Below are 25,200 nucleotides of genomic sequence, written 5' to 3' on the forward strand. Positions count from 1 at the left end.
CGAGCGCCGAAACTGCGCGTCATGGAAAGCCTACGTCGCCAAATCGAAAAACAGGTACACAGCCTCACCGGCGCGTCGCTGGGCGTGCTCGACCTCGACCAGCCACGAGGAGATGCCGGCCTGTTCGGCCCCGAGTCGATGGTCTGGGAAGTACACGCCGACTTCACCGCGATGATGGTCGGTGGCATCTCCGCCCTGCTCCTGCAGATGCTTCACCCGCTGGCGCTGGCCGGCGTGTGGGATCACTCCACCTTCCGTCAGGACATGCTCGGCCGCCTGCGCCGCACCAGCCTGTTCATCGCCGGCACCACCTATGGTGGCCTGCACGATGCCGAACAGCTGATCGACAAGGTGCGCCGTATCCACCTGCAGGTGGTCGGCCACGCACCGGACGGCCGACCTTATAGCGCCAGCGATCCCGAGCTGCTGACCTGGGTGCATGTTTCCGAGGTCAGCCAGTTTCTCGCCGGCTACCAGCGCTATGTAGACCCGCAGTTGCCGGTGGCCGAGCAGGATCGCTACTACCGCGAAGTGGCGCTGATCGCCGAACGCCTCGGCGCGCAGGGCGTGCCCAAGTCGGCTCAGGCCGTCGCCGACTATCTGCAGCGCATGCGTCCGCAGCTGCTATGCGATGAACGCACCCGCGAAGTGGTGCGGCTGCTGCATAGCGCACCGATGCCCAGCATTCTCGCCAAGCCCTTCGGTGGTCTGATGATGCAGGCAGGCGTCGACCTGCTGCCGGACTGGGCCAGCGAGCTGCTCGGCGAACACCAGGCCGCCTGGCGCCGCCCACTGATCCGCGCCAGTGTGCAGCGTACCGCCAACCTGCTGCGCTGGGCCGTACGCAATAGCGCCGCCCAGCGCGCTCGCCGACGTCTGGCGCCTTAGAAGGCGTGGCGGGCCGTTTTCTTGATAAACTGCCGGCCTTCCTTCATCCGAGACGCCGCGCATGCCTTCTCTTGACCAGGCGCTGCGCGCCGCCCTCGACGCCCGCCAGCAGCTACTGGTCGAACTGCACGCACAAGGCACCGACTGTTACCGGCTGTTCCACGGCAGCCAGGAAGGTGCGCCGGGCTTGACCGTCGACCGCTATGGCCCGCAACTGCTGGTGCAAAGCTTTCATCAGCCGCTGCACTCCGACGACCTTAAGACCATCGCCAGCAGCGTCGAGACTCTCCTTGGCCAGGCCCTGCTGCTGGTCTACAACGACCGCTCCCGGGGCAACTCGCGTATCGACCGCGACCCGGGGCTGTTTCAGGCCAGCGAAGCCGCCCTCGAAGACATGATCGGTCACGAATGGGGCCTCAACTACCGCGTGCGCGGCCGTCATGCCGGTCAGGATCCCCTGTTGTTTCTCGACCTGCGCAACGCCCGCGGCTGGGTCAAGGCCAACAGCGCCGGCAAATCCGTGCTCAACCTGTTCGCCTACACCTGCGGCGTCGGCCTGTGCGCCGCAGCCGGCGGCGCGCGCGAGGTGATCAATCTCGACTTTGCCCACGGCAACCTGGCCGTAGGCCGCGAGAACGGCGCGCTGAACCCCGAACTGCCGAGCATGCAGTTCATTCAGTCCGACTATTTCCCGGCCATTCGCCAACTGGCCGACCTGCCGATCAGCAGCCGCCGCGGACAAAAGCTGCCGAGTTACCCGCGTCTGCAACCGCGCACCTTCGATCTGGTTTTCCTCGACCCACCGGCCTGGGCCAAGAGCGCCTTCGGCACCGTCGACCTGCTGCGCGATTACCAGAGCCTGCTCAAACCGGCGCTGCTGGCCACTGCCGAAGGCGGCACCCTGGTGTGCTGCAACAACCTGGCGAAAGTGGAGATGAGCGACTGGCGCACGCAGGTACTACGCTGCGCGGAAAAACTGGGCCGCCCAGTGCAGGATTGTCAGGTCATCGCCCCGGCACCGGACTTCCCTTCCACGGACGCCAGGCCGCCACTGAAAACCCTGGTCCTGCACCTCTGAACCGGGACTTGGGCGCAATCTGACTGCGGCGATGACGACCGGAACCGAAACGCCGTGCCATACTCCAAGGCGTCTCCTCGTCTGGATAGATGACGCAAAGCCATGCCCAAAGGACTGAAGCGCGCGCTGAGCGCACTGTTGATCGCCGTTTTCCTCTATAGCCTGATCGGCTTTCTGATTCTGCCGGGCATCGCCCTGCGCATCGCCAACCAGCAGTTGGCGCAGTACGCCACGCTACCGGCCTCGCTGCAACGCGTGCAGCTCAACCCCTTCACCTTCGAACTCAGCCTCTGGGGCCTGCAGATCGGTGAAAGCGGCCATAAGCAACTGAGTTTCCAGCGCCTGTACGCCAACCTGCAGAGCGACAGCCTGTGGAGCGGTGCCCTGCACCTGAGCGATATCGAACTCGATGGTGCGCGAACCGAAATCCTCTTCGCCAAGGACGGTACGCTCAATCTCACCCAGCTGTTCCGCCTGCCGGAAAGCCAGGCAGAATCCAAGGCCGAAAGCAGCGAGCCCTTCCCGCTGCGCATCGACAGCATTCGCCTGCGGGAGAAAGCCCTGCGCTTCCAGGATCTACGCCCAAGCGAGCCGGTGGAGTTCGCTTACGACTCACTTGATCTGGATCTGCACAACCTCAGCACCCTGGCCGGCGACAACGCGCAGATGACCATGACCGCCAGTGGCCCGCACGGCGCACGGATCGACTGGCGCGGTCAGGTCAGCCTGACGCCCATCACCTCCAGCGGCAGTCTGAGCATCAGCGATGGTCGCCTGAGCACCTTCTGGCCTTACGTGCGCGACGCCCTGCCGCTGGTGCTCAAGGAGGGCCTGGTCGACCTCAGCAGCGACTACCGGCTCGACCTGTCCAGCAGCACAGAGCTGCAACTGAACAAGGTCAAGGTGCAGCTGGCGCCCTTCGCCATCGACGACCCACAAGGCAAACCACTGGTGCGCCTGCAGCGCCTGGATATCGACGACACCAGCCTCGACCTGGCCAGGCAACAGGTAGTGGTCGGCCAGGTGCGCAGCCAGGGCCTTGAGGCCTGGGCAGCACGCGAAGCCGACGGCCAGCTGGACTGGCAGAAGCTGTTTGCCAAACCAGAAAGCGCCAAGAGCGAAACTGCCGAACCCGCGGAGCAGCCCGGCGAGAGCAAGCCCTGGCAGGTGCTGCTGCAGGACGTGCAACTGCGCGACTACAAGGCCCACTTGGCCGACCGTGTACCGCAGCAGGAAGTGGCGGTGGATGTCGGCCCACTGAACCTCGACCTGAAGAATTTCGACAGCCTCGGCGACAAGCCCTTCGACCTCAGGCTCGACAGCGGCCTGGGTAAGCAGGGCAAGTTGCAGGCAGCCGGCCAGGTGCAATTGAGCCCGACCACCGCCCGGCTCAAGGTCGCTACCCAGGATATCGACCTGCGCCTGGCGCAGGCCTACCTGAGCCCCTTCATTCGTCTGGAACTGCGTAGTGGCCTGCTCGGCAGCGACCTCGAGGTGCAGCTTGAGAGTACCGAGCCGCTGGCACTCAGCGTCACCGGTGACGCCAGGGTAGACCAGTTGCCCACCCTGGATACCTTGCGCGAGCGTGATCTGCTGCGCTGGAAACAGGTCCGGGTCGGCGGCATCGATTATCGCCACGGTGAAAGCCTGGCCATCGAGCGTGTCGAGCTGGATCAGCCTTACGCACGCTTCGTGATCAACGAGAACCTGACCACCAACGTCAGCGAACTGGTCGTGCCGCAGCAGGCGACGCCGAACGAGGACAAGGCGGATGCCGGCAAGCCGCTGGCCATCCGCATCGGCGGCGTGACCATCAATGACGGCTCGGCCAACTTCGCCGACTTCAGCCTGACGCCCAACTTCGCCACCGCCATCCAGCAGATGAACGGCCGTATCGGCGTGCTCGACAACCAGAAGCCGCAGGCGGCCAGCGTCGATATTCAGGGCAAGGTCGACCGCTATGCGCCGATGAGCATCAAGGGCAAGCTGACGCCGTTCGATCCGCTCAACAGCCTGGATATCGCCACGCGCTTCAAGAACGTCGAGCTGACCACCATCACCCCTTACTCCGGCAAGTTCGCCGGTTATCGCATCCGCAAGGGCCGCCTCAACCTCGACCTGCACTATCGCATCGAGAAGGGCCAGCTCAATGCCGAGAACAAGGTGCTGGTGGAGAACCTGCAGCTGGGCGAACGGGTCGACAGCCCGGATGCCGTCGACCTGCCGGTTCGCCTGGCGGTGGCCCTGCTCAAGGACACCCAGGGCCGCATCGCCATCGAGCTTCCTGTGCAGGGCGATCTGAACAACCCAGAGTTCAGCGTCATGCCCATCGTCTGGCAAACCCTGCGCAATCTGGTGCTGCGCGCAGCCCAGGCGCCATTCAAGTTCATCGCCGGATTGGTCGGCGGCAGCGATGTCGACCTCAGCACCGTACCGTTCAATGCCGGCTCGGCACAGCTGGAGGGCGACGCACGCCAGGCACTGGACACGCTGGCCAAGGCGCTCGAGGAACGCCCCAATCTGCGTCTGGAGGTGGAAGGCCAGGCCGCGCAGAGCGCTGATGGCCCGCTGCTGGCCGAACAGCGGCTGCAGCGCGAATTCCGCGAAGGCTGGTACAAGGTGCTGCAACGTCGCGGCGACAAGGTGCCCGCCAGCCCCGATGAGCTGACGGTCGACGAAGATGAGCAGGCTGCGCTGCTCGAAGGCATCTATCGCACCCGCCTCAAGCAACAGCCGCCGGCCGCATGGGCCGAACTGGACAGCGAGCAGCGCCAGCAGAACATGCGCAAGGCGGTGCTGGATTCCTGGGCGCAGAGCAAGCTGCTGCTGCGCCAGTTGGCTCAGCAACGCGCTGCAACGATCAAGGATTATCTGGTGGAACAGGGCGGGCTGTACGATGAGCGCGTCTACCTGATCGATGCCAACCTGGGCGAGCCGGAAGCCGATGGCCGCGTGCTCACCACCCTGCACCTGGACAGCCAATGATCATGCGCCGCTTATCCTTCCTTACGCTCGCCACCCTGGCCGCTGGCCTGCTCAGCGCCACTGCGCAGGCCGATACGCTGCGCTGCGGCAGTGCCCTGGTCAGCCTGGGCGACCGCCCGTTCGAGGTCGAACGCAAATGTGGCGCGCCGGTACATCGCGATCCGGTCGGCTACACCCTGGGCTCCTATGACCGTCGCGAATACATGATCGAGGAGTGGGTCTACGGCCCAAGCAACGGCATGCTCAGCATCCTGCGCTTCGAAGGCAATCGCCTGGTCGCCATCGAACGTCGTCGCGAACGTTGAGCAGGAGGCTGTCATGCGCAAATTGGCCTATCTGTTGACGCTGCTCTGCCTGCCCCTGCTGGCCGAGGCGTCCTCGACCTACCGCTGCGGCAGCGCGCTGGTCAGCAAGACAGCGCCCAGCGCCGAGGTGCTGAGCAAGTGTGGCGAACCTGCCAGCCGCGATTTTCTTGGCTACAAGGAAGTGCTCGACAGCTATGGTTTTCGCAACGAGGTGACTGTCGAAGAGTGGATCTACGGACCGAAGAATGGCATGTACCACTTCTTACGTTTCGAGGGCGGTCGCCTGAGCGAGATACGCAGCAAACGCGGCCGCTGAGGTATTGCCGCAGTGCCGGCCCAACCGGTTCAGCACGCATAAAAATCAAGGCCCCGCCGGTCATACCGGCGGGGCCTTCGAGCATCCGTGCCTGTCGCTATCCGTGCTGAGGCGTCCATGTCAGCAGCATCCGTGCTGATGTGACATCCGTATCTGAAGCTATCCGTACTCGTGCGGCATCCGTACCAGGCTATCCGTGCTTAGAGCTTGTCGCTGAAGTCGCGCAGCTCTTGCTGGGCCTTTTCCTTGGTCCAGCCATAACGTTCCTGCAGCTTACCGGCCAGATAGTCGCTGTGGCCCTCGGCGACGTCCAGGTCGTCATCGGTCAGGTTGCCCCAACGCTCCTTGATACGACCGTTGAGCTGCTTCCATTTGCCTTTGATGATGTCGCTATTCATGGTCATTCTCCCAGTGACAGAAGGTGAGGCCGGGCTACAGCCCGGCCGGCTCGGCTATCAGTCAGCGGTTTTCAGGGCATCGGCGGACACGTCACGCACACCCTCGATTTCCTTGGTCTTGGCGATAGCCAGATCACGCTCGGCATCGGTGGACACCACGCCGGACAGGGAAACCACGCCTTGGTTGGTCTCGACCTTGATGTCCAGGGCGCTGAGGTCAGAATCAGCGATGAAGGTGGACTTCACTTTGCTGGTGATCCAGGTGTCGGATACCGCCTGCTCGGCTTTATCCACGGTGTCATTGGCCGCCAGCATGGTCGGCTCTGCGGCGAAAGCTGCGGAGGCCAGAGACATGCTCAGCACGGCAGCGGTCAGGGTGGTAGCGGCAAAACGGTTGATTGGCTGTTTCATGATTCGACTCCTGTACATTGCAGACAATCTGCAAACCAACTCCTGGTTGCAGGTTCACCAGTACTATCGCAAGCGCTGTGCCAGTTTTTTAAAAACCAATAAATCCTTTAAAAACAATAACTTATTTACAATCAAAGACAGCCGTTTGATTGCATTTCGCCGAGTCTGAAAAAAACACTCGGGCAATTTGCATGGTTTACACAGTACAGCCGTATGTGATGTCAGATCGAATCGGGAAAATTCGCGGATGCCGCGCTTTGCGAGAGTGAAGCGGCCGCCTGCAGGCAACGCGGCGGGCGAAGCCCTGACACTCCCGGCTCGTAATAGACCTGAATGAAGGCAGAGCGCGAAGGTTGATGGCCGAGCCTGGCAGGCAGACACAAAAAAGGGCTCCCGTAGGAGCCCTTTTCGTTCGAACAGACGAGCCGTGCTTAAACGCCAGAGGCCTCAGCAGCAGCTACATCCTTGATCGACAGCTTGATACGGCCGCGGTTGTCCACGTCCAGTACCAGTACCTTCACTTCCTGGCCTTCCTGCAGCACGTCGGTGACCTTCTCCACACGCTGATCGCTCAGCATGGAGATGTGCACCAGACCGTCCTTGCCCGGCAGGATGTTGACGAAGGCACCGAAGTCGACGATACGCTCGACCTTACCCACGTAGATCTTGCCGATCTCGGCTTCTGCAGTGATGGCCAGCACGCGCTGCTTGGCAGCATCGGCCGCTTCCTTGGTTTCGCCGAAGATCTTGATCGAGCCGTCGTCTTCGATGTCGATCGAGGCCTTGGTCTCTTCGCAGATGGCGCGGATGGTGGCGCCGCCCTTGCCGATGACGTCGCGGATCTTGTCCTGGTCGATCTTCATCGCCAGCATGGTCGGCGCGTTGGCTGACAGCTCGCTGCGCGACTGCGCGATGACCTGGTTCATCTGGCCGAGGATGTTCAGGCGCGCTTCCAGCGCCTGCTCCAGCGCCTGCTCCATGATCTCTTCGGTGATGCCCTGGATCTTGATGTCCATCTGCAGCGCGGTGACGCCCTTGGCGGTACCGGCTACCTTGAAGTCCATGTCGCCCAGGTGGTCTTCGTCACCGAGGATGTCGGTCAGAACGGCGAACTTCTCGCCTTCCAGCACCAGACCCATGGCGATACCGGCAACCGGGGCCTTCATCGGCACACCGGCGTCCATCAGCGCCAGCGAGGCGCCGCAGACCGAAGCCATGGAGGACGAACCGTTGGACTCGGTGATTTCCGATACCACGCGAATGGTGTAGGGGAATTCGTCAGCGCTCGGCAGCATGGCAGCGACGCCACGACGGGCCAGGCGGCCGTGGCCGATTTCGCGGCGACCGGTAGCGCCCATGCGACCACACTCACCGACCGAGTACGGCGGGAAGTTGTAGTGCAGCATGAAGGGGTCTTTCTTCTCGCCTTCGAGGGTATCCAGCAGCTGTGCGTCGCGAGCGGTGCCGAGGGTGGCCACGACCAGCGCCTGGGTTTCGCCACGGGTGAACAGCGCCGAACCGTGGGTCTTGTCCAGCACACCGACTTCGATGTTCAGGCCACGTACGGTACGGGTGTCACGGCCATCGATACGCGGCTTGCCGTTGACGATGTTCTCGCGCACGGTGCGGTATTCGATTTCGCCGAAGGCTTCCTTCACTTCGCCGGCAGTAGGCTGACCTTCTTCGCCGGAGAACTTGGCCACGACCTGATCACGCAGCTCGCCCAGACGCGCGTAGCGATCCTGCTTGATGGTGATGGTGTAGGCTTGGGAAATCGCATCACCGAACTCGCCACGGATGGCGTTCAGCAGCGCGGTGTTTTCCGGCTTCGGCTGCCAGTCCCAGGTCGGCTTGCCAGCTTCGGCAGCCAGCTCGGCGACAGCCTGAATGACAGCCTGGAACTCTTCATGGGCGAACAGCACGGCGCCCAGCATCTGGTCTTCGGTCAACTCTTTGGCTTCCGATTCGACCATCAGTACGGCGTCTTTGGTACCCGCGACCACCATGTCCAGGCTGGAGGCTTTCAGCTGCTCGTAGTTCGGGTTCAGCAGGTAGCCGGTTTCCGGGTGGAAGGCGACGCGCGCGGCACCGATCGGGCCGTTGAACGGAATGCCGGAGATAGCCAGGGCAGCCGAGGTACCGATCATCGCAGCGATGTCGGGATCGGTCTTCTTGCTGGTGGAAACCACGGTGCAGATGACCTGCACTTCGTTCTGGAAGCCTTCCGGGAACAGCGGACGGATCGGGCGATCGATCAGACGCGAGGTCAGGGTCTCTTTCTCGCTCGGACGCGCTTCACGCTTGAAGAAACCACCAGGGATCTTGCCGGCAGCGTAGGTCTTTTCCTGATAGTGCACGGAGAGCGGGAAGAAGCCCTTGCTCGGGTCCGCGGTCTTGGCGCCGGTGACGGCAACCAGCACGCTGACGTCGTCGTCAACGGTGACCAGCACTGCGCCGGAGGCTTGACGGGCGATACGGCCAGTCTCGAGGGTAACGGTCGACTGACCGAACTGGAATTTCTTGATTACCGGGTTCACGGTGTTTTCCTTCTCTTTGTTGCCTTGGGGGAAATTGGAAAGAAGCGCGGGAGTCGGACCCGGTGCATCCCTCGAAAAGCCAAAAGCTGGAAGCCCGACGCCACGAGGTGAGGATCACTCCCCATTCGCGGCGCCGAACTCCCAGCTTCCAACTTGTGCAGCTCGCGTCTATTAACGACGCAGGCCCAGGCGACCGATCAGGGCGCTGTAACGACTGGTGTCTTTACCCTTCAGGTAGTCCAGCAGCTTACGACGCTGGTTAACCATACGGATCAGACCACGACGGCTGTGGTGATCCTTACCGTTGGCCTTGAAGTGACCTTGCAGCTTGTTGATGTTGGCGGTCAGCAGGGCAACCTGCACTTCCGGGCTACCGGTATCGCCTTCAGCTTGCTTGTAGTCGTTAACGATCTGGGCTTTTTCTTCAACGCTGAGTGCCATGTTGGCTTCCTCTCATCTGGAAACTGCCGAAGCAGTCTCAATAGGCCGGGAATCGCTTCCCGTGTTTTAAAAAGAGGAATGACCGTGCCTACTAACAGCCACCCTCGCAACACCTGATGACGACATCGTCAGCATCAGGCTTTCAGCCATTTCGGCCGAAACTGTCGGCGCTACGCGCCGGTATAAATCAGTCGCCGCGGGGCGATACGCCCATCGTCGCTCACTTCACCGATACCGATGAAGCGACCATTGTGATCCTGTACCCGCACCATGCCAAACTTCGGCGCTTCCGGTGCCCGCACTGGTTGCCCTTGCAGCCAGTAGAACGCGCTGTGCTCGGAGAACTGCAGCAGCGGCCAGTCCAGCAGCCCGCTGTCGACCGGCTGTAGGAAGCGATCGAGCGCTGCGCTGCCGCCCTCGGCATGCACCGCTTCCAGCTCTTCAAGCGTCACGGTGCGCGCCAGATCGAACGGGCCGGCCTTGGTCCGACGCAATTCGGCGACATGGGCGCCGCAACCGAGCAATTGGCCGAGGTCTTCGACCAGGGTGCGAATGTAGGTGCCTTTGCTGCAATCCACCGCCAGACGCGCCTGCTCACCTTCCACAGCCAGCAATTCCAGGCGCGCAATAGTAACAGAACGCGCCTCGCGCTCCACTACTTCACCTGCACGGGCCAGCTTGTACAGCGGCTGCCCGTCCTTCTTCAGGGCGGAGTACATCGGGGGTATCTGTTTGATTTCCCCGCGAAAACGCGGCAACAGGGCCTCGATTTCAGTGCGACCAACGGTCACCGCGCGGCGTTCGAGCACATCACCTTCGGCATCGCCGGTGGTGGTGGTCACGCCGAGCTGGGCCACCGTCTCGTAACCCTTGTCGGCATCGAGCAGGTACTGGGAAAACTTGGTCGCCTCGCCGAAGCACAGCGGCAGCACGCCAGTGGCCAGCGGATCGAGGCTACCGGTATGCCCGGCCTTCTCGGCGTTGAGCAGCCAGCGTACCTTCTGTAGCGCCGCGTTGGAGGTGAAGCCACGCGGCTTGTCCAGCAGGATGATGCCGTCGACCTTGCGGCGAATACGTTTGACCTGCGCCACGCTTATTCCTCGCTGCCGTCCTGGTGCTTGCGATTTTCCGCCACTGCACGCTCGATCAGTGCCGACAACTCGGCACCGCGACGAATGCTGGCGTCGTACTGGAAGTGCAGTTGCGGGATGGTGCGCACTTTCATCGACTTGCCCAGCAGCATGCGCAGATAGCCGGCTGCCTCGCCGAGAATCTCCAGGTTGAGCTTGATCTGCTCGGCGTCGTCGTCCTTGCCCATCACGGTGATGAACACCTTGGCGTGGGACAGGTCGCGACTCACGTCGACGGCGGTGATGGTTACCAGACCCAGGCGCGGGTCCTTGATCTCGCGCTGGATCAGCACTGCCAGCTCGCGCTGCATCTGATCACCGATACGCTGAGTACGGCTGTAATCTTTGGCCATAAAAGCTGCCTCAAGCTTCAAGCGCTAAGCTTCAAGCTAAAAAATACCAAAAAGCCAAACGGCAAGCTCAACAGGTGGACCAGGCCACCTTTTGAAGCTTGCCGCTTGAGGCTTGCAGCTGTGTTTACAGGCTGCGCGCCACCTGGACCTTCTCGAACACTTCGATCTTGTCGCCGACCTTGACGTCGTTGTAGCTCTTCACGCCGATACCGCACTCCATGCCGTTACGCACTTCGGCGACGTCGTCCTTGAAGCGACGCAGCGATTCCAGCTCGCCTTCGAAGATCACCACGTCCTCGCGCAGTACGCGGATCGGACGGTTGCGGTAGACGGTGCCCTCGATGACCATGCAGCCAGCGACAGCGCCGAACTTCGGCGAACGGAACACGTCACGCACTTCCGCGGTGCCCAGGATGTTCTCGCGAACATCGCTGCCGAGCATACCGGTGAGCGCTTTCTTGACGTCTTCGATGATGTCGTAGATGACGTTGTAATAGCGCATGTCGAGGCCTTCGGACTCGACGATCTTGCGCGCACCAGCGTCAGCACGGACGTTGAAGCCGAACAGCACGGCATTGGAAGCCAGCGCCAGGTTGGCATCGGACTCGGTGATACCACCGACGCCGCCACCGACCACACGCACCTGCACTTCGTCGTTGCCCAGGGTGCTGAGCGAGCCCTGCAGGGCTTCCAGAGAACCACGAACGTCGGCCTTGAGGACGATGTTGAGGGTCTTCTTCTCTTCCTGGCCCATGCTTTCGAAGATGTTTTCCAGCTTGCCGGCGTGGGCGCGAGCCAGCTTGACCTCGCGGAACTTGCCCTGACGGAACAGCGCAACTTCGCGGGCCTTCTTCTCGTCGGCCACCACCATCATCTCGTCACCGGCATCCGGCGTGCCATCCAGGCCGAGAATCTCGACCGGAATCGACGGACCGGCTTCCTTGATCGGCTTGCCGTTCTCGTCGAGCATGGCACGCACGCGGCCGTAGTTGACGCCGACCAGAACCATGTCGCCCTGACGCAGGGTACCGTCCTGAACCAGTACGGTAGCGACCGGGCCGCGGCCCTTGTCCAGACGCGACTCGACCACGACACCACGACCAGGCGCGGTCGGGGTGGCTTTCAGCTCGAGCACCTCGGCCTGCAGCAGTACGGCTTCGAGCAACTCGTCGATACCGGTACCGGCCTTGGCGGAAACCGGTACGAACGGTGCGTCACCGCCCCACTCTTCCGGAATCACGTCCAGCGCGGCCAGGCCGTTCTTGATGTTGTCCGGGTTGGCTTCCGGTTTGTCCATCTTGTTCACCGCGACCACGATCGGCACGCCAGCGGCTTTCGCGTGCTGCACGGCTTCCTGGGTCTGCGGCATCACGCCGTCGTCAGCAGCGACGACGAGGATGACGATGTCGGTGGCCTTGGCACCACGGGCACGCATCTGGGTGAACGCGGCGTGACCGGGGGTATCGAGGAAGGTGACCATGCCGCGGTCGGTTTCCACGTGGTAGGCACCGATGTGCTGGGTGATGCCACCCGCTTCACCGGAAGCCACCTTGGCACGACGGATGTAATCGAGCAGCGAGGTCTTACCATGGTCGACGTGACCCATCACGGTCACCACCGGCGCACGGGACATGGCCTCGCCTTCGAACTTCAGCGACTCGGCCAGGGAATCTTCCAGCGCGTTGTCGCTGACCAGCTTGACCTTGTGGCCCAGCTCTTCGGCGACCAGCTGGGCAGTTTCCTGATCCAGTACTTGGTTGATGGTGGCAGGCGAGCCCATCTTGAACATGAACTTGATGACTTCAGCGGCCTTCACCGACATCTGCTGGGCCAGTTCGCCCACGGTGATGGTTTCGCCAATCGACACTTCACGCACCACCGGACCGGCGGGAGCCTGGAAGCCGTGCTGGTTGCGTTTCTTCATCTTGGCCTTGCCGCGACCGCCACGACGGAAGCCGTCGCTCTCTTCGTCGACACTGCGCGGTGCGACACGCGGAGCTGGTGCCTTTTCCTTGAGGGTCGGACGGTGCTGCGCGTGCTTGCGATCACGACGCTCGTCTTCGTCGCTGCGCGCCTTCTCGGGACGGCGCACTTCCTCTTTCTTGCGCTCGGCGTCGACAACCGGAGCAGCAGCAACCACGGGCTCGCTGGCCGGGGCCGGCGCAGCAGCGGGTGCAGGGGCTTCAGTAGCGGCGGCGGCAGCCTGACGCTTGGCCTCTTCTTCGGCCTTGCGCTTGGCTTCTTCCTCGGCTTTCAGACGCTCGGCCTCGGCAGCTGCCTGCTGAGCTTCCAGCTCACGCTGCTTTTCGGCCTCGAGCTCTTCCGGGCTGCGCTTTACGAAGGTCTTCTTCTTGCGCACTTCAACGCTGATGGTCTTGCTGCCAGCAACCTTGAGGGTGCTGGTGGTCTTGCGCTGCAAGGTAATCTTGCGCGGCTCTTCGACCTTGTCGCCGTGACTGCTCTTGAGATGGGCCAGCAGGGCCTGTTTCTCACTATCGGTCACTACTTGTTCGGCACTGCTGTGGGACAGGCCGGCTTCACGCATCTGCTGCAGCAGGCGCTCAACCGGAGTGTCGACCACTTTGGCCAGTTCTTTCACCGTGACTTGCGTCATGCATCTTTCTCCTCAGGCCGCAACCGCTTATTCGAACCAGTGGGCTCGAGCGGCCATGATCAGCTTGCCGGCACGCTCTTCGTCGATGCCGTCGATGTCGAGCAGGTCGTCGATCGACTGCTCGGCCAGGTCTTCACGGGTAATCACGCCGCGCAGCGCGAGCTCAAGAGCCAGCGCCTTGTCCATGCCTTCCAGTGCCAGCAAATCATCTGCCGGATGGGCATCGGCCAACTTCTCCTCGTTGGCGATCGCCTTGGTCAGCAGACGATCCTTGGCCCGCGCACGCAGCTCATTGACGATATCCTCGTCAAAGCCATCGATGCTGAGCATTTCTTCCATGGGTACGTAGGCAATCTCTTCGAGACTGGTGAAACCCTCTTCGACCAGGACTTGAGCCAGTTCTTCGTCGACTTCCAGCTCGTCGATGAAGGACTGCATGATGTCGCCGGTTTCTGCCTGCTGCTTGGCCTGGATGTCCGCCTCGGTCATCACGTTCAGCGTCCAGCCGGTCAACTGACTGGCCAGACGCACGTTCTGACCGCCACGACCAATGGCCTGAGCCAGGTTGTCTTCGCCAACGGCGATGTCCATGGCATGGGCATCTTCGTCGACGATGATCGCAGCCACTTCAGCCGGCGACATGGCATTGATCACGAACTGCGCGGGGTTGTCGTCCCACAGCACGATATCGACACGCTCGCCACCCAGCTCGCCGGAAACGGCCTGAACGCGCGAACCGCGCATGCCGATGCAGGCGCCCTGCGGGTCGATACGCTTGTCCTTGGAGCGCACGGCGATCTTGGCGCGCGAGCCCGGATCACGGGAGGCGGCCTTGACGTCGATCAGCCCTTCGGCGATTTCCGGTACTTCGATGCGGAACAGCTCGATCAGCATTTCCGGAGCGGTGCGCGACAGGATCAACTGCGGGCCGCGATTCTCGGTACGAATTTCCTTGAGCAGGGCACGCAGACGCACGCCAACGCGGAAAGTCTCGCGCGGGATGATGTCTTCGCGGGCCAGCAGCGCCTCGGCATTGTTGCCCAGGTCGACGATGACGTTGTCGCGGGTGACCTTCTTCACGGTGCCGGAGATGATCTCCCCCAGGCGCTCGCGGTAAGCGTCGACCACCTGCGCACGCTCGGCCTCACGCACTTTCTGCACGATGACCTGCTTGGCGGTTTGCGCGGCGATACGGCCGAACTCGATGGACTCGACTTTCTCTTCGAGCACGTCACCGATCTTGGCGTTGGCCTCGACGGCCTGCGGCATGTCGTCGGTCAGCTGGTGAGCCGGATCGTCGAATTCGGACTCGTCGACCACGGTCCAGCGACGGAAGGTCTCGTAGCTGCCGTTGTGTCGGTTGATCGACACACGCAGATCGACTTCGTCCTCGAACCGCTTCTTGGTGGCGGTCGCCAGAGCCAGCTCCAGCGCCTCGAAAATCACGCCGGCCGGTACACCCTTCTCGTTGGATACCGACTCAACAACCAGCAGTACTTCTTTGCTCATCGTACGCCTCGCCTTTCGCAATCCATTGGTTATGCGCAATCCGCGTCACGTTCACGCCATGGGCGCCAAACACGTGCGCTGTCGCGCTACCTTCGCGCCATCTGTGTCGCTCGGACTGCACAGAAGGCTGGCAGCCCGGCAGCGACGCAGATTCGCATTTCAATCAAATCGGGGGATGATATTGGCCTTGTCGATCAGGTCGATCGGCAACAGATACTCGTGGTCATCCACCTGCACCACCACGTCCTGATCCTCCACACCGCGAAGGAGGCCCTGGAAGTTACGACGCCCGTCGAAAGGCGAACGCAGCTTGATTTTCACTTGCTCACCGACATGCGCCGCAAACTGTTCAAGGGTGAACAACGGGCGATCCATCCCGGGAGAAGAAACTTCCAGCGTGTACTCGGAGGAAATCGGGTCCTCGACATCGAGTACACCACTGAGCTGACGGCTGACGATTTCACAATCGTCGATCAGGATACCGTCGGCCTTATCGATATAGACACGCAGCAGCGAATGACGCCCCTGCGACAGGAACTCGATGCCCCAACACTGATAACCGAGCGCCTCGATTACCGGGGCCAACAAGGCCTGCAACTGTTCTAGCTTGCTCGACACTTAACGGCCCTCGTGCATGCTGTGCAAATAAAAAATGGGCGAAACGCCCATCCCGTCTGTCCGCGATAAAGCAGCGGACACTGTGTTTCAGCTAACAAAAAGCCCCTTAAAAGGGGCTTCTGAAACTGGTTGCGGGGGCAGGATTTGAACCTACGACCTTCGGGTTATGAGCCCGACGAGCTACCAGACTGCTCCACCCCGCGTCAAAGCTGGGCCGGAATTATACGGCCACCCCCTGGCGAGGGTCAACCAAACACTCCAGCAACAAGAAAGCCCGCTAACTGCGGGCTTTCTTGAGTATGGTACCGAGGAGGGGACTCGAACCCCTACAGCCTATGGCCACTACCACCTCAAGGTAGCGTGTCTACCAATTCCACCACCTCGGCAAAACTGTTACTGCTCTGGAGCCTCCGGAACATCCGAAGCATCCGAAGCATCCGAAGCATCCGAAGCATCCGAAGCATCCGAAGCATCCGAAGCATCCGAAGCATCCGAAGCATCCGAAGCATCCGAAGCATCCGAAGCATCCGAAGCATCCGAAGCATCCGAAGCATCCGAAGCATCGGATGCTGGAGCTTGCTCTTCGAGCACCGGCACGTCTTCGACGGCCGGCTTTTGTTGAACTTCCAGAACCGCTGGATCTGGCAGACCAACCTGAGTCAGTGCATCAGCTTTTTCTTTAGCAAAGAACGCTAAACCCAAGCTGGTAATGAAAAAACCTGCGGCAAGTATACCAGTAAACTTACTCAGAAAGGTAGAGGAACCTTGGCTTCCGAATACAGTTGCCGAAGCACCCGAACCGAACGACGCACCCGCGTCAGCGCCTTTACCCTGCTGCAGCAAAACCAGCACTACAATCCCGATCGCACCCAGCAGGTGCAGAACAACAATGACGGTTTCCAGCATTCTTCAGTTTCCTGCAGCGCGACAGATCGCACCGAATTCATCCGCATTCAGAGAGGCGCCACCTACGAGCCCCCCATCGATATCCTGCATGCCGAACAGCTCGGCTGCACTGGCGGCCTTCACACTGCCGCCATAAAGAATTCTCAGCTCGCTCGCCACCTCAGCATCCAGCTGCGAAACCTGCGCGCGAATCGCTGCGTGCACTTGCTGAGCCTGCTCAGGCGTAGCGGTCAGGCCGGTACCGATGGCCCAGACAGGCTCATAGGCAACTATGGCATTCTTCAGTGCTTCGACACCCAGGGCATCGACCACTGCGGCCAACTGGCCACCCACCACACCCAGCGTTGCATTCGCTTCACGCTGCTCACGGGTTTCACCGACGCAGAGCACCGGCGTCAAACCCGCCTTCTGCACCGCGGCAAACTTGCTCACGACCACTTCGTCACTTTCACCCAGGATCAGGCGACGCTCCGAGTGACCGACCAGCACCAGCTCGCAACCGCCATCGACCAGCTGGCTAACAGCCAACTCACCGGTCAAGGCACCCTGCTCCACCTGCGCTGCGCAATCCTGCGCTCCAACCTTCACCGCCCTCGAACCCAGGCCTTCGACAACCTGGGCGAGATGCAGACTCGAGGGGAAAATCGCGACATCCACATCAGCAGGCAAGGCCTGCTGACGCAACCCTTCGATCAGCTCTGCGACGCTGGCGCGGGTACCGTGCATTTTCCAGTTACCTGCAACCAAGGGGCGACGCATGCTTTACCTCGTCGATCAAAGAGGGCGCAGATATTACCCAAGAGCACCCCCGGTAGCAAGCTCAATCAAGCACAGACTTCGGCAACAATCTTAGCCAATTCATCGGCATAGCCGCTAACCGTGGCTTCATCGTCACCTTCGACCATCACCCGCACCAGCGGCTCGGTGCCGGACTTGCGCAGCAGCACGCGACCGCGCCCAGCCATGCTCTCGGTAACCCGCGCACAGGCCTCCTTGACCGAAGGATGCTCGAGCGGGTCGACCGCGCCGGAAAAACGCACATTGACCAGTACCTGCGGGCATTTCTTCAAGTCGCTACGCGCATCGACGAGGCTCTGGCCACGGCGCTTGAGCGCCATCAGCACCTGCAGCGCGGCAATGATCGCATCGCCGGTGGTGGTGTGCTGGAAGCACACCAGGTGCCCCGAGTTCTCCCCACCCAGCTGCCAGTTGCGCGACAGCAGCTCGGCGATCACGTAACGGTCACCGACATTGGCGCGAATGAACGGGATGTTCAGATCGGCCAGTGCCAACTCCAGGCCCAGGTTGCTCATCAGCGTACCGACCACACCACCGCGAAGCCGCCCACGCTCCTGCAGATCACGGGCGATAATGAACAGCAACTCGTCGCCATCGACCACCGCACCATACTGATCGACCATCAGCACGCGATCGGCATCGCCGTCGAAGGCGATGCCCAGATCGGCTTGCTGCGCGACCACTTCGGCCTGCAGCGCCGCGATATGCGTGGAACCACAGCCATCGTTGATATTGAGGCCGTCCGGCTGTGCGGAGATGACCCGCACTTCCGCGCCCAGCTCACGAAAAACGCTCGGCGCCACCTTGTAGGCAGCACCATGAGCGCAGTCGATGACGATCTTCAGCCCCTTGAAACTGGTACCACTGGGCACACTGCCCTTGCAGAACTCGATGTAGCGGCCAGAGGCATCATTGATTCGCGATGCCTTGCCAATCTCGGCAGACTCGACCACCGTCATCGGCTGGTCGAGGAGCTCCTCGATCATCAACTCCACGTCATCCGGCAGCTTGGTGCCTTCGCTGGAGAAGAACTTGATGCCATTGTCATCGTGCGGGTTGTGCGAGGCGCTGATGACGATGCCCGCATCGGCCTGGAAGGTGCGCGTCAGGTAGGCGATGGCCGGCGTCGGCATCGGACCGAGCAACTGCACGTCCGCGCCAGCAGCAGCCAAGCCGGCCTCCAGAGCGGACTCGAACATGTAGCCGGAGATTCGCGTGTCCTTACCGATCAGGATGCGGCACTTGCCTTCCTTGCGAAACGCCATGCCCGCCGCCCAGCCGAGCTTGAGCATGAAATCGGGGGTAATGGGAAACTGACCGACCCGCCCACGAATACCGTCGGTGCCGAAGTATTTTCTAGCCATAACGCTTTCCTTATTAGCAGGACATTGAAAACTACCTGCCTTGTCCGGCCGTCGTTAAAAACAGCCTCAAAATGCTCACTTACAACACGTAAAGTCGAGCGCGACTCCGAGCGTTTTTTCGGCTGTTTTTGCCTAGCCCAGACCACCTCGTCTACGCGTTCAAAAGCCTGTTATTGCGCTGCCTCAACCGCAGCGATCATGCGCACCACGTCCACCGTTTCGGCGACATCGTGCACACGCAGAATGTGTGCGCCCTTGGTCAACGCCAGGGCGGCCAATGCCAGGCTGCCGTACAGACGCCCGCCAACTTCATGTCCTAGCACCTTGCCGATCATGCTCTTGCGCGAGACACCGACCAGCAGGGGGCAGCCCAAGGCAGAGAGTTCACTCATGCGCTTGAACAGGGTCAGATTGTGCTCCAGGGTCTTGGCAAAGCCAAAGCCCGGATCGAGCACGATTCGCTCGGCGGAAATGCCAGCCGCCGCGCATGCCGCCATACGCTCGACGAGAAAATCGCGCACCTCGCTGACGATATCCGGATAATGCGGATTGTCCTGCATGTTGCCCGGCTCGCCGCGCATGTGCATCAGACACACCGGCAGCCCCGTGTCGGCCGCAGCATCGAGAGCGCCATCGCGCTGCAGCGAACGCACGTCATTGATCAGCCCCGCGCCGAGTCTTGCGCTTTCGCGCATGACTGCCGGTGTCGAGGTATCCACGGAAATGATCACATCCAGCTCGCGGGCGATAGCCTCGACCATCGGCGCAACGCGCTCCAGCTCCTCTGTCGGCGAAATGCTTCGCGCGCCTGGGCGCGTGGACTCACCACCGATATCGATCAGCGTCGCACCCGCGACCACCATCTGCTCGGCATGACGCAAGGCAGCATCGCGCGCCGTGAAACGACCACCATCGGAGAAGGAATCAGGGGTGACGTTGAGGATGCCCATCACTTGCGGACGGGAGAAATCAAGAAGCCGGCTGCCACAAGGCAGCCGGCTCGGGTGTTGCTGTCGAAGCATATGGAACCTTAATGCTCGGCCGCTGGCCCACCGATGGGGTTCTCGGGACGACTGGGTTCGTCGACCTTGGCCTGCGGCGCACCGGAGTCGCCACCACCGTCCCAACCACGCGGCTCGCGAGGCTCACGACCACCCATGATGTCGTCGATCTGCTCGGAGTCGATTGTTTCGTACTTCATCAGCGCTTCAGCCATGGCATCGAGCTTGTCGCGGTTCTCCACCAGCAGCTTCTTGGCAGTGGCGTAGCACTCGTCAATGATGCGGCGCACTTCTTCGTCGATCTGCTTGGCGGTCTCGCCGGAAACATTACTGTTCTGGCTGCCCATGCTGCGACCAAGGAACACTTCACCCTCTTCCTCGGCATACATCAGCGGGCCAAGTTTCTCCGACAGGCCCCACTTGGTGACCATGTTCTTCGCCAGCTGGGTGGCGCGCATGATGTCGTTCGAGGCACCGGTGGTGACGCCATCGAAGCCCAGAGTCATTTCCTCGGCGATACGGCCACCGAACAGCGAGCAGATCTGGCTGATCAGTGCTCGCTTGCTGAGGCTGTAGCGATCCTCTTCCGGCAGGAACATGGTCACACCCAGAGCGCGACCGCGGGGAATGATGGAAACCTTGTAGACGGGGTCATGCTCGGGCACCAGGCGACCAACGATGGCATGACCGGCCTCGTGGTAGGCGGTGTTGAGCTTCTCCTTGTCGGACATGACCATGGTCTTGCGCTCGGCGCCCATCATGATCTTGTCCTTGGCCAGCTCGAACTCCTTCATTTCCACCAGGCGCTTGCCCGCACGAGCGGCGAACAGCGAGGCTTCGTTGACAAGGTTGGCCAGATCGGCACCGGAGAAGCCCGGCGTACCGCGCGCGATCACCGCCGCGTTGACGTCATCGCCCATCGGCACCTTGCGCATGTGCACTTTCAGAATCTGCTCACGACCACGGATATCCGGCAGGCCAACGACTACCTGACGGTCGAAGCGGCCAGGACGCAGCAGCGCCGGGTCCAGGACGTCCGGACGGTTGGTAGCGGCGATGACGATGATGCCGTCATTCATCTCGAAGCCGTCCATCTCCACCAGCAACTGGTTGAGGGTCTGCTCACGCTCATCGTGACCTCCGCCCATGCCGGCGCCACGATGGCGACCGACGGCGTCGATCTCGTCGATGAAGATGATGCACGGGGCGTGCTTCTTCGCCTGGTCGAACATGTCGCGAACGCGACTGGCACCGACACCGACGAACATTTCGACGAAGTCGGAACCGGAAATGGTGAAGAACGGCACTTTCGCCTCGCCGGCCACAGCCTTGGCCAGCAGCGTCTTACCGGTACCCGGCGAGCCGACCATCAGCACGCCGCGCGGGATACGACCACCCAGGCGCTGGAACTTGCCTGGATCGCGGAGGAATTCCACCAGCTCGCTGACTTCTTCCTTGGCCTCGTCGCAACCGGCGACGTCGGCGAAGGTGGTCTTGACTTGGTCTTCGGAAAGCAGGCGCGCCTTGGACTTGCCGAAGCTCATCGGGCCGCCCTTGCCGCCGGCACCGCCCTGCATCTGGCGCATGAAGAACATGAACACGGCGATGATCACGAGAATCGGGAAGCTGGCGACCAGCAACTGAGTCCAGATGCTCTGCTGCTCGGGCTGCTTGCCTTCGATGACCACATTGTTGTCGATCAGGTCGCCGATCAGACCACCATCCTGGATAGCAGGACGAATGGTCTTGAAGCCTTCGCCATCGGTGCGCTTGCCGGTGATCACGTAACCATCGACGGTGACGTGCTCGACGCGCCCTTCCTTGACCTGTTCGATGAACTGCGAGTAGCTCAGGGTCTGCGGCTCGCTCGGGCTGGAGAAGTTGTTCATCACGGTAACCAGCACCGCCGCGATGATCAGCCACAGGATCAGATTCTTTGCCATGTCGTTCAATTAGCTACCCTCTGAAGCAGGCCTCGTGGCGAAGCAGGCTTCCCATGACGACCAATGATATACCGACCTAACTTACACCAAACGCCCGCGTCCCGCAGGCACCGTCTGTAACCCTTTATGAGGTTTCTGCCACTGAGACCGACAGAGCGGAGACCAGTTTCAACTCATAAACCACGAAAACCGCGCGCCAACAGATATTGCTCACGAGAACGATCTCGTGACGACAGCGGCTTGCGCATCTGCACCTTGTCGAAAGTCTCGCGCACCTGCTTGTGGTACGCATCGAAGCCCTCGCCCTGGAAAATCTTGATCAGGAAATCACCGCCAGGCCGCAATACTCGCCCTGCCAGATCCAGCGCCAACTCACACAGGTACATGGCGCGCGCCTGATCAGCGGTCCTCACCCCACTCATATTGGGGGCCATATCGGAAATAACAAGGTCGACCGGATTTTCCCCAATGGCTTCGAGCAACTGGGCGAACACCGCATCGTCGGTAAAGTCGCCCTGAATGAAGGTAACGTCGGGGATGGCGTCCATTTCCAGAATGTCGGAGGCGATCAGGCGGCCCTTGTCACCAATCACTCGACTGGTGACCTGCGACCAGCCGCCCGGCGCAGCGCCGAGGTCGACCACGGTCATGCCGGGACGCAGAATGCGATCCTTCTCCTGGATTTCCAGCAACTTGTAGCTGGCGCGCGAACGATAGCCGTCCTTCTGTGCCATCTTCACGTAGGGATCGTCGAAATGTTCTTTCAGCCAACGCTGGCTGGTCTTGGAACGTGCCACTGAAACCTCGAATTCAACGGGTCATGAATAACTGCGCGGGCTCGGGTAAGATAGGCGCCGTTTTCCAGACCGAATTAGGTACTAACGATTATGCCGCTCACTCAAGAGCAGAAGAAACAATTCAAATCTATCGGCCACCACCTGAAACCTGTATTGATCGTGGCTGACAATGGTTTGACCGAGGGCGTGCTGGCCGAACTGGACCGCGCTCTGAACGATCACGAGCTGATCAAGGTACAGCTGCGTCTCGCCGAACGCGAGGATCGCCAGACTGCCATCACCGCCCTGTGCGAAGCCGGTCGCGCCGAGCTGGTGCAGTCGATCGGCAAGGTCGCCCTGCTCTATCGCAAGAACCCCAAGCCGAATCGCAACCTGTCCAACGTGATCCGCTACCAGGGCTGAGCAGGCGTGGGAGCGGATTTGTTCGCGTCACAGCGGGCCAGCGCCACGCGTTGATCGCGAATGAATTCGCTCCTGCAGAACACCCGCTAGCGCCTCGCCGGCATGCCCGGAACCGGCTGCAGCACCAGCAATAGCCCACAGAATGCCATCACCAGATAGCTGAAGCGTAGCCAGTACTCGGCCTGCGGCCATTGGTGCAACGCGACGAAATAACTCAGGGCCATGACCGCAACGGTCAACAAGAGCTGCCCGCGCATATCCCGCCACAGACTCGAGAGCCCGTCACTGCGCAGTAGCGCAACGGCCTGCAGCGCCACGCATACGGCCGTCAGACCAACCAGCAGCGGCGCCAGGCGCTCGGCTATTTCCTGCACCAGCAGAGGTGCCAGGCCGGTCTGGCCGATGGCCGGCAGAATGACGAAATGCAATAACCACAAGCCGCCGACCCAGAGGGTCTGGGCCAGCTGCCAACTGACGGCAGCGGCCCGCGACGGCAGGTGTGGCTTAGACGTGACGGACTTCGACAATCTCGTACTCGACCAGGCCACTGGGCGTCTGCACGCCGACCACATCACCCTCGCTCTTGCCCACCAGGGCACGGGCGATGGGCGAACCGACGGAGATTTTGCCCTGCTTGATGTCGGCTTCGTCTTCGCCAACGATCTGGTAGGTCACGCTTTCGTCGGTTTCGACGTTGGCGATTTCCACCGTAGTGCCGAAGATCACCTTGCCGGTGTGCTCGATGCTGGTGACATCAATGATCACCGCGTTCTGCAGGCGGCCTTCGATGTCACGCACACGCGCCTCGACCATGCCCTGCTCCTCACGGGCGGCGTGGTATTCGGCGTTTTCCTTGAGGTCGCCCAGCTCGCGAGCCTCGGCAATCGCCTGGCTCAGTGCGGGACGACGCACCTTGGTCAGGTGCGCCAGCTCTTCTTCCAGGGCGCGAGCGCCCTGGACGGTCATGGGGTACTTGTTCATGCCTTGATTCCTGCATGCAGATCCTGCAGCCGGCGCACGGTCTTCTCGGGACCGAACTTGAGCGCCTCACAGACCGCCTGCCCCGCCGCGATGGTGGTGGTGCAGTAGATCTTGTGCTGCAGAGCGTTACGACGGATCGAGTAGGAGTCAGCGATGGACTGACGCCCCTCGGTGGTATTGATGATCAGGGTGACTTCGTCGTTCTTGATCATGTCGACCACGTGCGGACGACCTTCGGTCACCTTGTTCACGCGGCGCACCGGCAGACCGGCAGCCTCGATCACCTTGGCGGTGCCAGCGGTGGCGACCACCTCGAAGCCGAGGCTGACCAGATCACGGGCAACCTGTACCGCCTGCTCCTTGTCATCCTCACGCACGCTGATGAAGGCGCAACCGGTGTTCGGCAGGATCTCGCTGGCACCGACCTGGGCCTTGGCGAAGGCTTCGCCGAAGCTGTCGCCGACACCCATCACTTCACCAGTGGATTTCATCTCCGGGCCGAGGATCGGGTCGACACCCGGGAACTTGGCGAAGGGGAACACCGCTTCCTTGACGCTGAAGAACGGCGGAATGATTTCCTGGGTGTAGCCCACCTCGGCCAGGGTCTTGCCGGCCATGACGCGAGCAGCCACCTTGGCCAGCGACTCGCCCACGCACTTGGAGACGAACGGCACGGTACGCGAGGCGCGCGGGTTCACTTCGATGACGTAGATGTCTTCGCCCTGTACGGCCATCTGCACGTTCATCAGGCCGATCACGCCGAGCTCCAGGGCCATTTTCTTGACCTGCTCGCGGATCTCGTCCTGAATGTGCGCCGGCAGCGAGTAAGGCGGCAGTGAGCAGGCGGAGTCACCGGAGTGCACGCCGGCCTGTTCGATGTGCTGCATGATCGCGCCGATCACCACGGTTTCACCGTCGCTGACCGCATCCACGTCCACTTCGATGGCGCAGTTGAGGAAGCGATCGAGCAGCACCGGGCTGTCATTGGACACCTTCACCGCTTCGCGCATGTAGCGCTTGAGTTCTTCTTCTTGGTAGACGATTTCCATCGCCCGGCCGCCCAGTACATAGGATGGACGCACCACCATCGGGTAGCCGATGTTCTTCGACAGGGCCAAAGCCTCGTCTTCGCTGCGCGCAGTAGCGTTGGCCGGCTGACGCAGGTTCAGGCGCTGCACCATCTGCTGGAAGCGCTCGCGGTCTTCGGCGCGGTCGATGGCCTCGGGGCTGGTGCCGATGATCGGCACGCCGGCTTCTTCCAGGGCGCGGCAGATCTTCAGCGGGGTCTGGCCGCCGTACTGCACGATCACGCCTTTCGGCTGCTCGACGCGGACGATTTCCAGCACGTCTTCCAGGGTCACCGGCTCGAAGTACAGGCGATCGGAGGTGTCGTAGTCGGTGGAGACGGTTTCCGGGTTGCAGTTG

At 61.6% G+C, this 25,200-nt stretch carries 23 protein-coding genes, 2 tRNA genes and 1 pseudogene; 6 read left to right on the forward strand and 20 right to left on the reverse strand.

Annotated elements, in window-relative coordinates; all coding sequences use genetic code 11:
- Positions 1–21: 21 nt before the first annotated feature.
- The 5 genes from B3P22_RS19175 (at position 22) to B3P22_RS19195 (ending at position 5,572) form a co-directional block, all read left to right on the forward strand.
- Positions 22–888 (forward strand): oxygenase MpaB family protein, encoded by an 867-nt coding sequence (locus B3P22_RS19175; protein WP_296272167.1) that lies wholly within the window; start codon positions 22–24, stop codon positions 886–888.
- Between the two features lie 61 nt (positions 889–949).
- The gene (locus B3P22_RS19180; protein WP_296272168.1) at positions 950–1,966 is read left to right on the forward strand and encodes a class I SAM-dependent rRNA methyltransferase; all 1,017 of its coding nucleotides are present in this window, start codon (positions 950–952) and stop codon (positions 1,964–1,966) included.
- A gap of 102 nt (positions 1,967–2,068) precedes the next feature.
- Positions 2,069–4,951 carry a DUF748 domain-containing protein gene (locus tag B3P22_RS19185; RefSeq protein WP_296272169.1) on the forward strand — a complete coding sequence of 961 codons (2,883 nt, stop codon included), beginning with the start codon at positions 2,069–2,071 and terminating at the stop codon, positions 4,949–4,951.
- Positions 4,948–5,256, forward strand: coding sequence for a DUF2845 domain-containing protein (locus B3P22_RS19190; protein WP_197855333.1), 309 nt, complete (start codon positions 4,948–4,950; stop codon positions 5,254–5,256). Before B3P22_RS19185 ends, B3P22_RS19190 begins: the two co-directional genes overlap by 4 nt.
- 13 nt (positions 5,257–5,269) lie before the next feature.
- Positions 5,270–5,572 (forward strand): DUF2845 domain-containing protein, encoded by a 303-nt coding sequence (locus tag B3P22_RS19195; protein ID WP_296272170.1) that lies wholly within the window; start codon positions 5,270–5,272, stop codon positions 5,570–5,572.
- 200 nt (positions 5,573–5,772) lie between these two features.
- Here the strand turns inward: B3P22_RS19195 and B3P22_RS19200 are convergent, their stop codons facing one another.
- From B3P22_RS19200 to rlmE, 17 genes and pseudogenes are all read right to left on the reverse strand, one after another.
- Positions 5,773–5,970, reverse strand: a complete 198-nt coding sequence (locus tag B3P22_RS19200; RefSeq protein ID WP_090433494.1) for a CsbD family protein — start codon at positions 5,968–5,970, stop codon at positions 5,773–5,775.
- A gap of 57 nt (positions 5,971–6,027) precedes the next feature.
- Positions 6,028–6,381, reverse strand: coding sequence for a BON domain-containing protein (locus tag B3P22_RS19205; protein WP_197855336.1), 354 nt, complete (start codon positions 6,379–6,381; stop codon positions 6,028–6,030).
- A 431-nt stretch (positions 6,382–6,812) separates the two neighbouring features.
- Positions 6,813–8,918 (reverse strand): polyribonucleotide nucleotidyltransferase, encoded by a 2,106-nt coding sequence (gene pnp, locus B3P22_RS19210; protein WP_197855337.1) that lies wholly within the window; start codon positions 8,916–8,918, stop codon positions 6,813–6,815.
- Positions 8,919–9,089: 171 nt separating this feature from the next.
- Positions 9,090–9,359 (reverse strand): 30S ribosomal protein S15, encoded by a 270-nt coding sequence (gene rpsO / locus B3P22_RS19215; RefSeq protein ID WP_004424394.1) that lies wholly within the window; start codon positions 9,357–9,359, stop codon positions 9,090–9,092.
- Between the two features lie 170 nt (positions 9,360–9,529).
- Positions 9,530–10,450 (reverse strand): tRNA pseudouridine(55) synthase TruB, encoded by a 921-nt coding sequence (truB, locus tag B3P22_RS19220; RefSeq protein ID WP_197855338.1) that lies wholly within the window; start codon positions 10,448–10,450, stop codon positions 9,530–9,532.
- Positions 10,451–10,452: 2 nt separating this feature from the next.
- Positions 10,453–10,842, reverse strand: coding sequence for a 30S ribosome-binding factor RbfA (gene rbfA / locus B3P22_RS19225; protein WP_296272171.1), 390 nt, complete (start codon positions 10,840–10,842; stop codon positions 10,453–10,455).
- 124 nt (positions 10,843–10,966) lie between these two features.
- Positions 10,967–13,456 (reverse strand): translation initiation factor IF-2, encoded by a 2,490-nt coding sequence (gene infB / locus B3P22_RS19230; RefSeq protein ID WP_296272172.1) that lies wholly within the window; start codon positions 13,454–13,456, stop codon positions 10,967–10,969.
- Positions 13,457–13,483: 27 nt separating this feature from the next.
- Entirely contained in the window at positions 13,484–14,965 is a 1,482-nt protein-coding gene (nusA, locus tag B3P22_RS19235; RefSeq protein ID WP_296272173.1) for a transcription termination factor NusA, read from the reverse strand.
- 159 nt (positions 14,966–15,124) lie between these two features.
- Positions 15,125–15,583: a ribosome maturation factor RimP gene (rimP, locus tag B3P22_RS19240; protein WP_197855341.1), complete on the reverse strand. Its 459-nt coding sequence runs from the start codon at positions 15,581–15,583 to the stop codon at positions 15,125–15,127.
- 126 nt (positions 15,584–15,709) lie between these two features.
- A tRNA-Met gene (locus tag B3P22_RS19245) sits at positions 15,710–15,786 on the reverse strand.
- A gap of 97 nt (positions 15,787–15,883) precedes the next feature.
- Positions 15,884–15,969 (reverse strand) — tRNA-Leu (locus B3P22_RS19250).
- Positions 15,970–16,117: 148 nt separating this feature from the next.
- Positions 16,118–16,489, reverse strand: a pseudogene (gene secG / locus B3P22_RS19255) (preprotein translocase subunit SecG); the annotation flags it as partial.
- 3 nt (positions 16,490–16,492) lie between these two features.
- Positions 16,493–17,248 (reverse strand): triose-phosphate isomerase, encoded by a 756-nt coding sequence (tpiA, locus tag B3P22_RS19260; protein ID WP_296272174.1) that lies wholly within the window; start codon positions 17,246–17,248, stop codon positions 16,493–16,495.
- 65 nt (positions 17,249–17,313) lie between these two features.
- Positions 17,314–18,651 (reverse strand): phosphoglucosamine mutase, encoded by a 1,338-nt coding sequence (glmM, locus tag B3P22_RS19265; protein WP_296272175.1) that lies wholly within the window; start codon positions 18,649–18,651, stop codon positions 17,314–17,316.
- 170 nt (positions 18,652–18,821) lie between these two features.
- On the reverse strand, positions 18,822–19,673 hold the full coding sequence (gene folP / locus B3P22_RS19270; protein ID WP_296272176.1) for a dihydropteroate synthase: 852 nt from the start codon (positions 19,671–19,673) through the stop codon (positions 18,822–18,824).
- An 8-nt stretch (positions 19,674–19,681) separates the two neighbouring features.
- Positions 19,682–21,595, reverse strand: coding sequence for an ATP-dependent zinc metalloprotease FtsH (gene ftsH, locus B3P22_RS19275; RefSeq protein WP_296272177.1), 1,914 nt, complete (start codon positions 21,593–21,595; stop codon positions 19,682–19,684).
- A gap of 173 nt (positions 21,596–21,768) precedes the next feature.
- Positions 21,769–22,392 (reverse strand): 23S rRNA (uridine(2552)-2'-O)-methyltransferase RlmE, encoded by a 624-nt coding sequence (gene rlmE, locus B3P22_RS19280; RefSeq protein WP_296272178.1) that lies wholly within the window; start codon positions 22,390–22,392, stop codon positions 21,769–21,771.
- 90 nt (positions 22,393–22,482) lie between these two features.
- Between rlmE and yhbY the strand changes: the two genes are divergently transcribed.
- Entirely contained in the window at positions 22,483–22,794 is a 312-nt protein-coding gene (gene yhbY, locus B3P22_RS19285) for a ribosome assembly RNA-binding protein YhbY (RefSeq protein ID WP_013717001.1), read from the forward strand.
- Between the two features lie 86 nt (positions 22,795–22,880).
- On the opposite strand, the gene B3P22_RS19290 is transcribed toward yhbY, so the two are convergent.
- From B3P22_RS19290 to carB, 3 genes are all read right to left on the reverse strand, one after another.
- Positions 22,881–23,321, reverse strand: a complete 441-nt coding sequence (locus tag B3P22_RS19290) for a DUF4149 domain-containing protein (RefSeq protein WP_296272179.1) — start codon at positions 23,319–23,321, stop codon at positions 22,881–22,883.
- Positions 23,299–23,775 (reverse strand): transcription elongation factor GreA, encoded by a 477-nt coding sequence (gene greA / locus B3P22_RS19295; protein WP_197855349.1) that lies wholly within the window; start codon positions 23,773–23,775, stop codon positions 23,299–23,301. The genes B3P22_RS19290 and greA overlap by 23 nt, the downstream gene beginning before the upstream one ends.
- On the reverse strand, positions 23,772–25,200 hold a 1,429-nt coding region (carB, locus tag B3P22_RS19300), incomplete at its 5' end, for a carbamoyl-phosphate synthase large subunit (RefSeq protein ID WP_296272180.1). The genes greA and carB, both read right to left, overlap by 4 nt.

This window comes from Pseudomonas sp. UBA6323 (assembly GCF_002439135.1).
Classification (GTDB): Bacteria; Pseudomonadota; Gammaproteobacteria; order Pseudomonadales; family Pseudomonadaceae; genus Aquipseudomonas.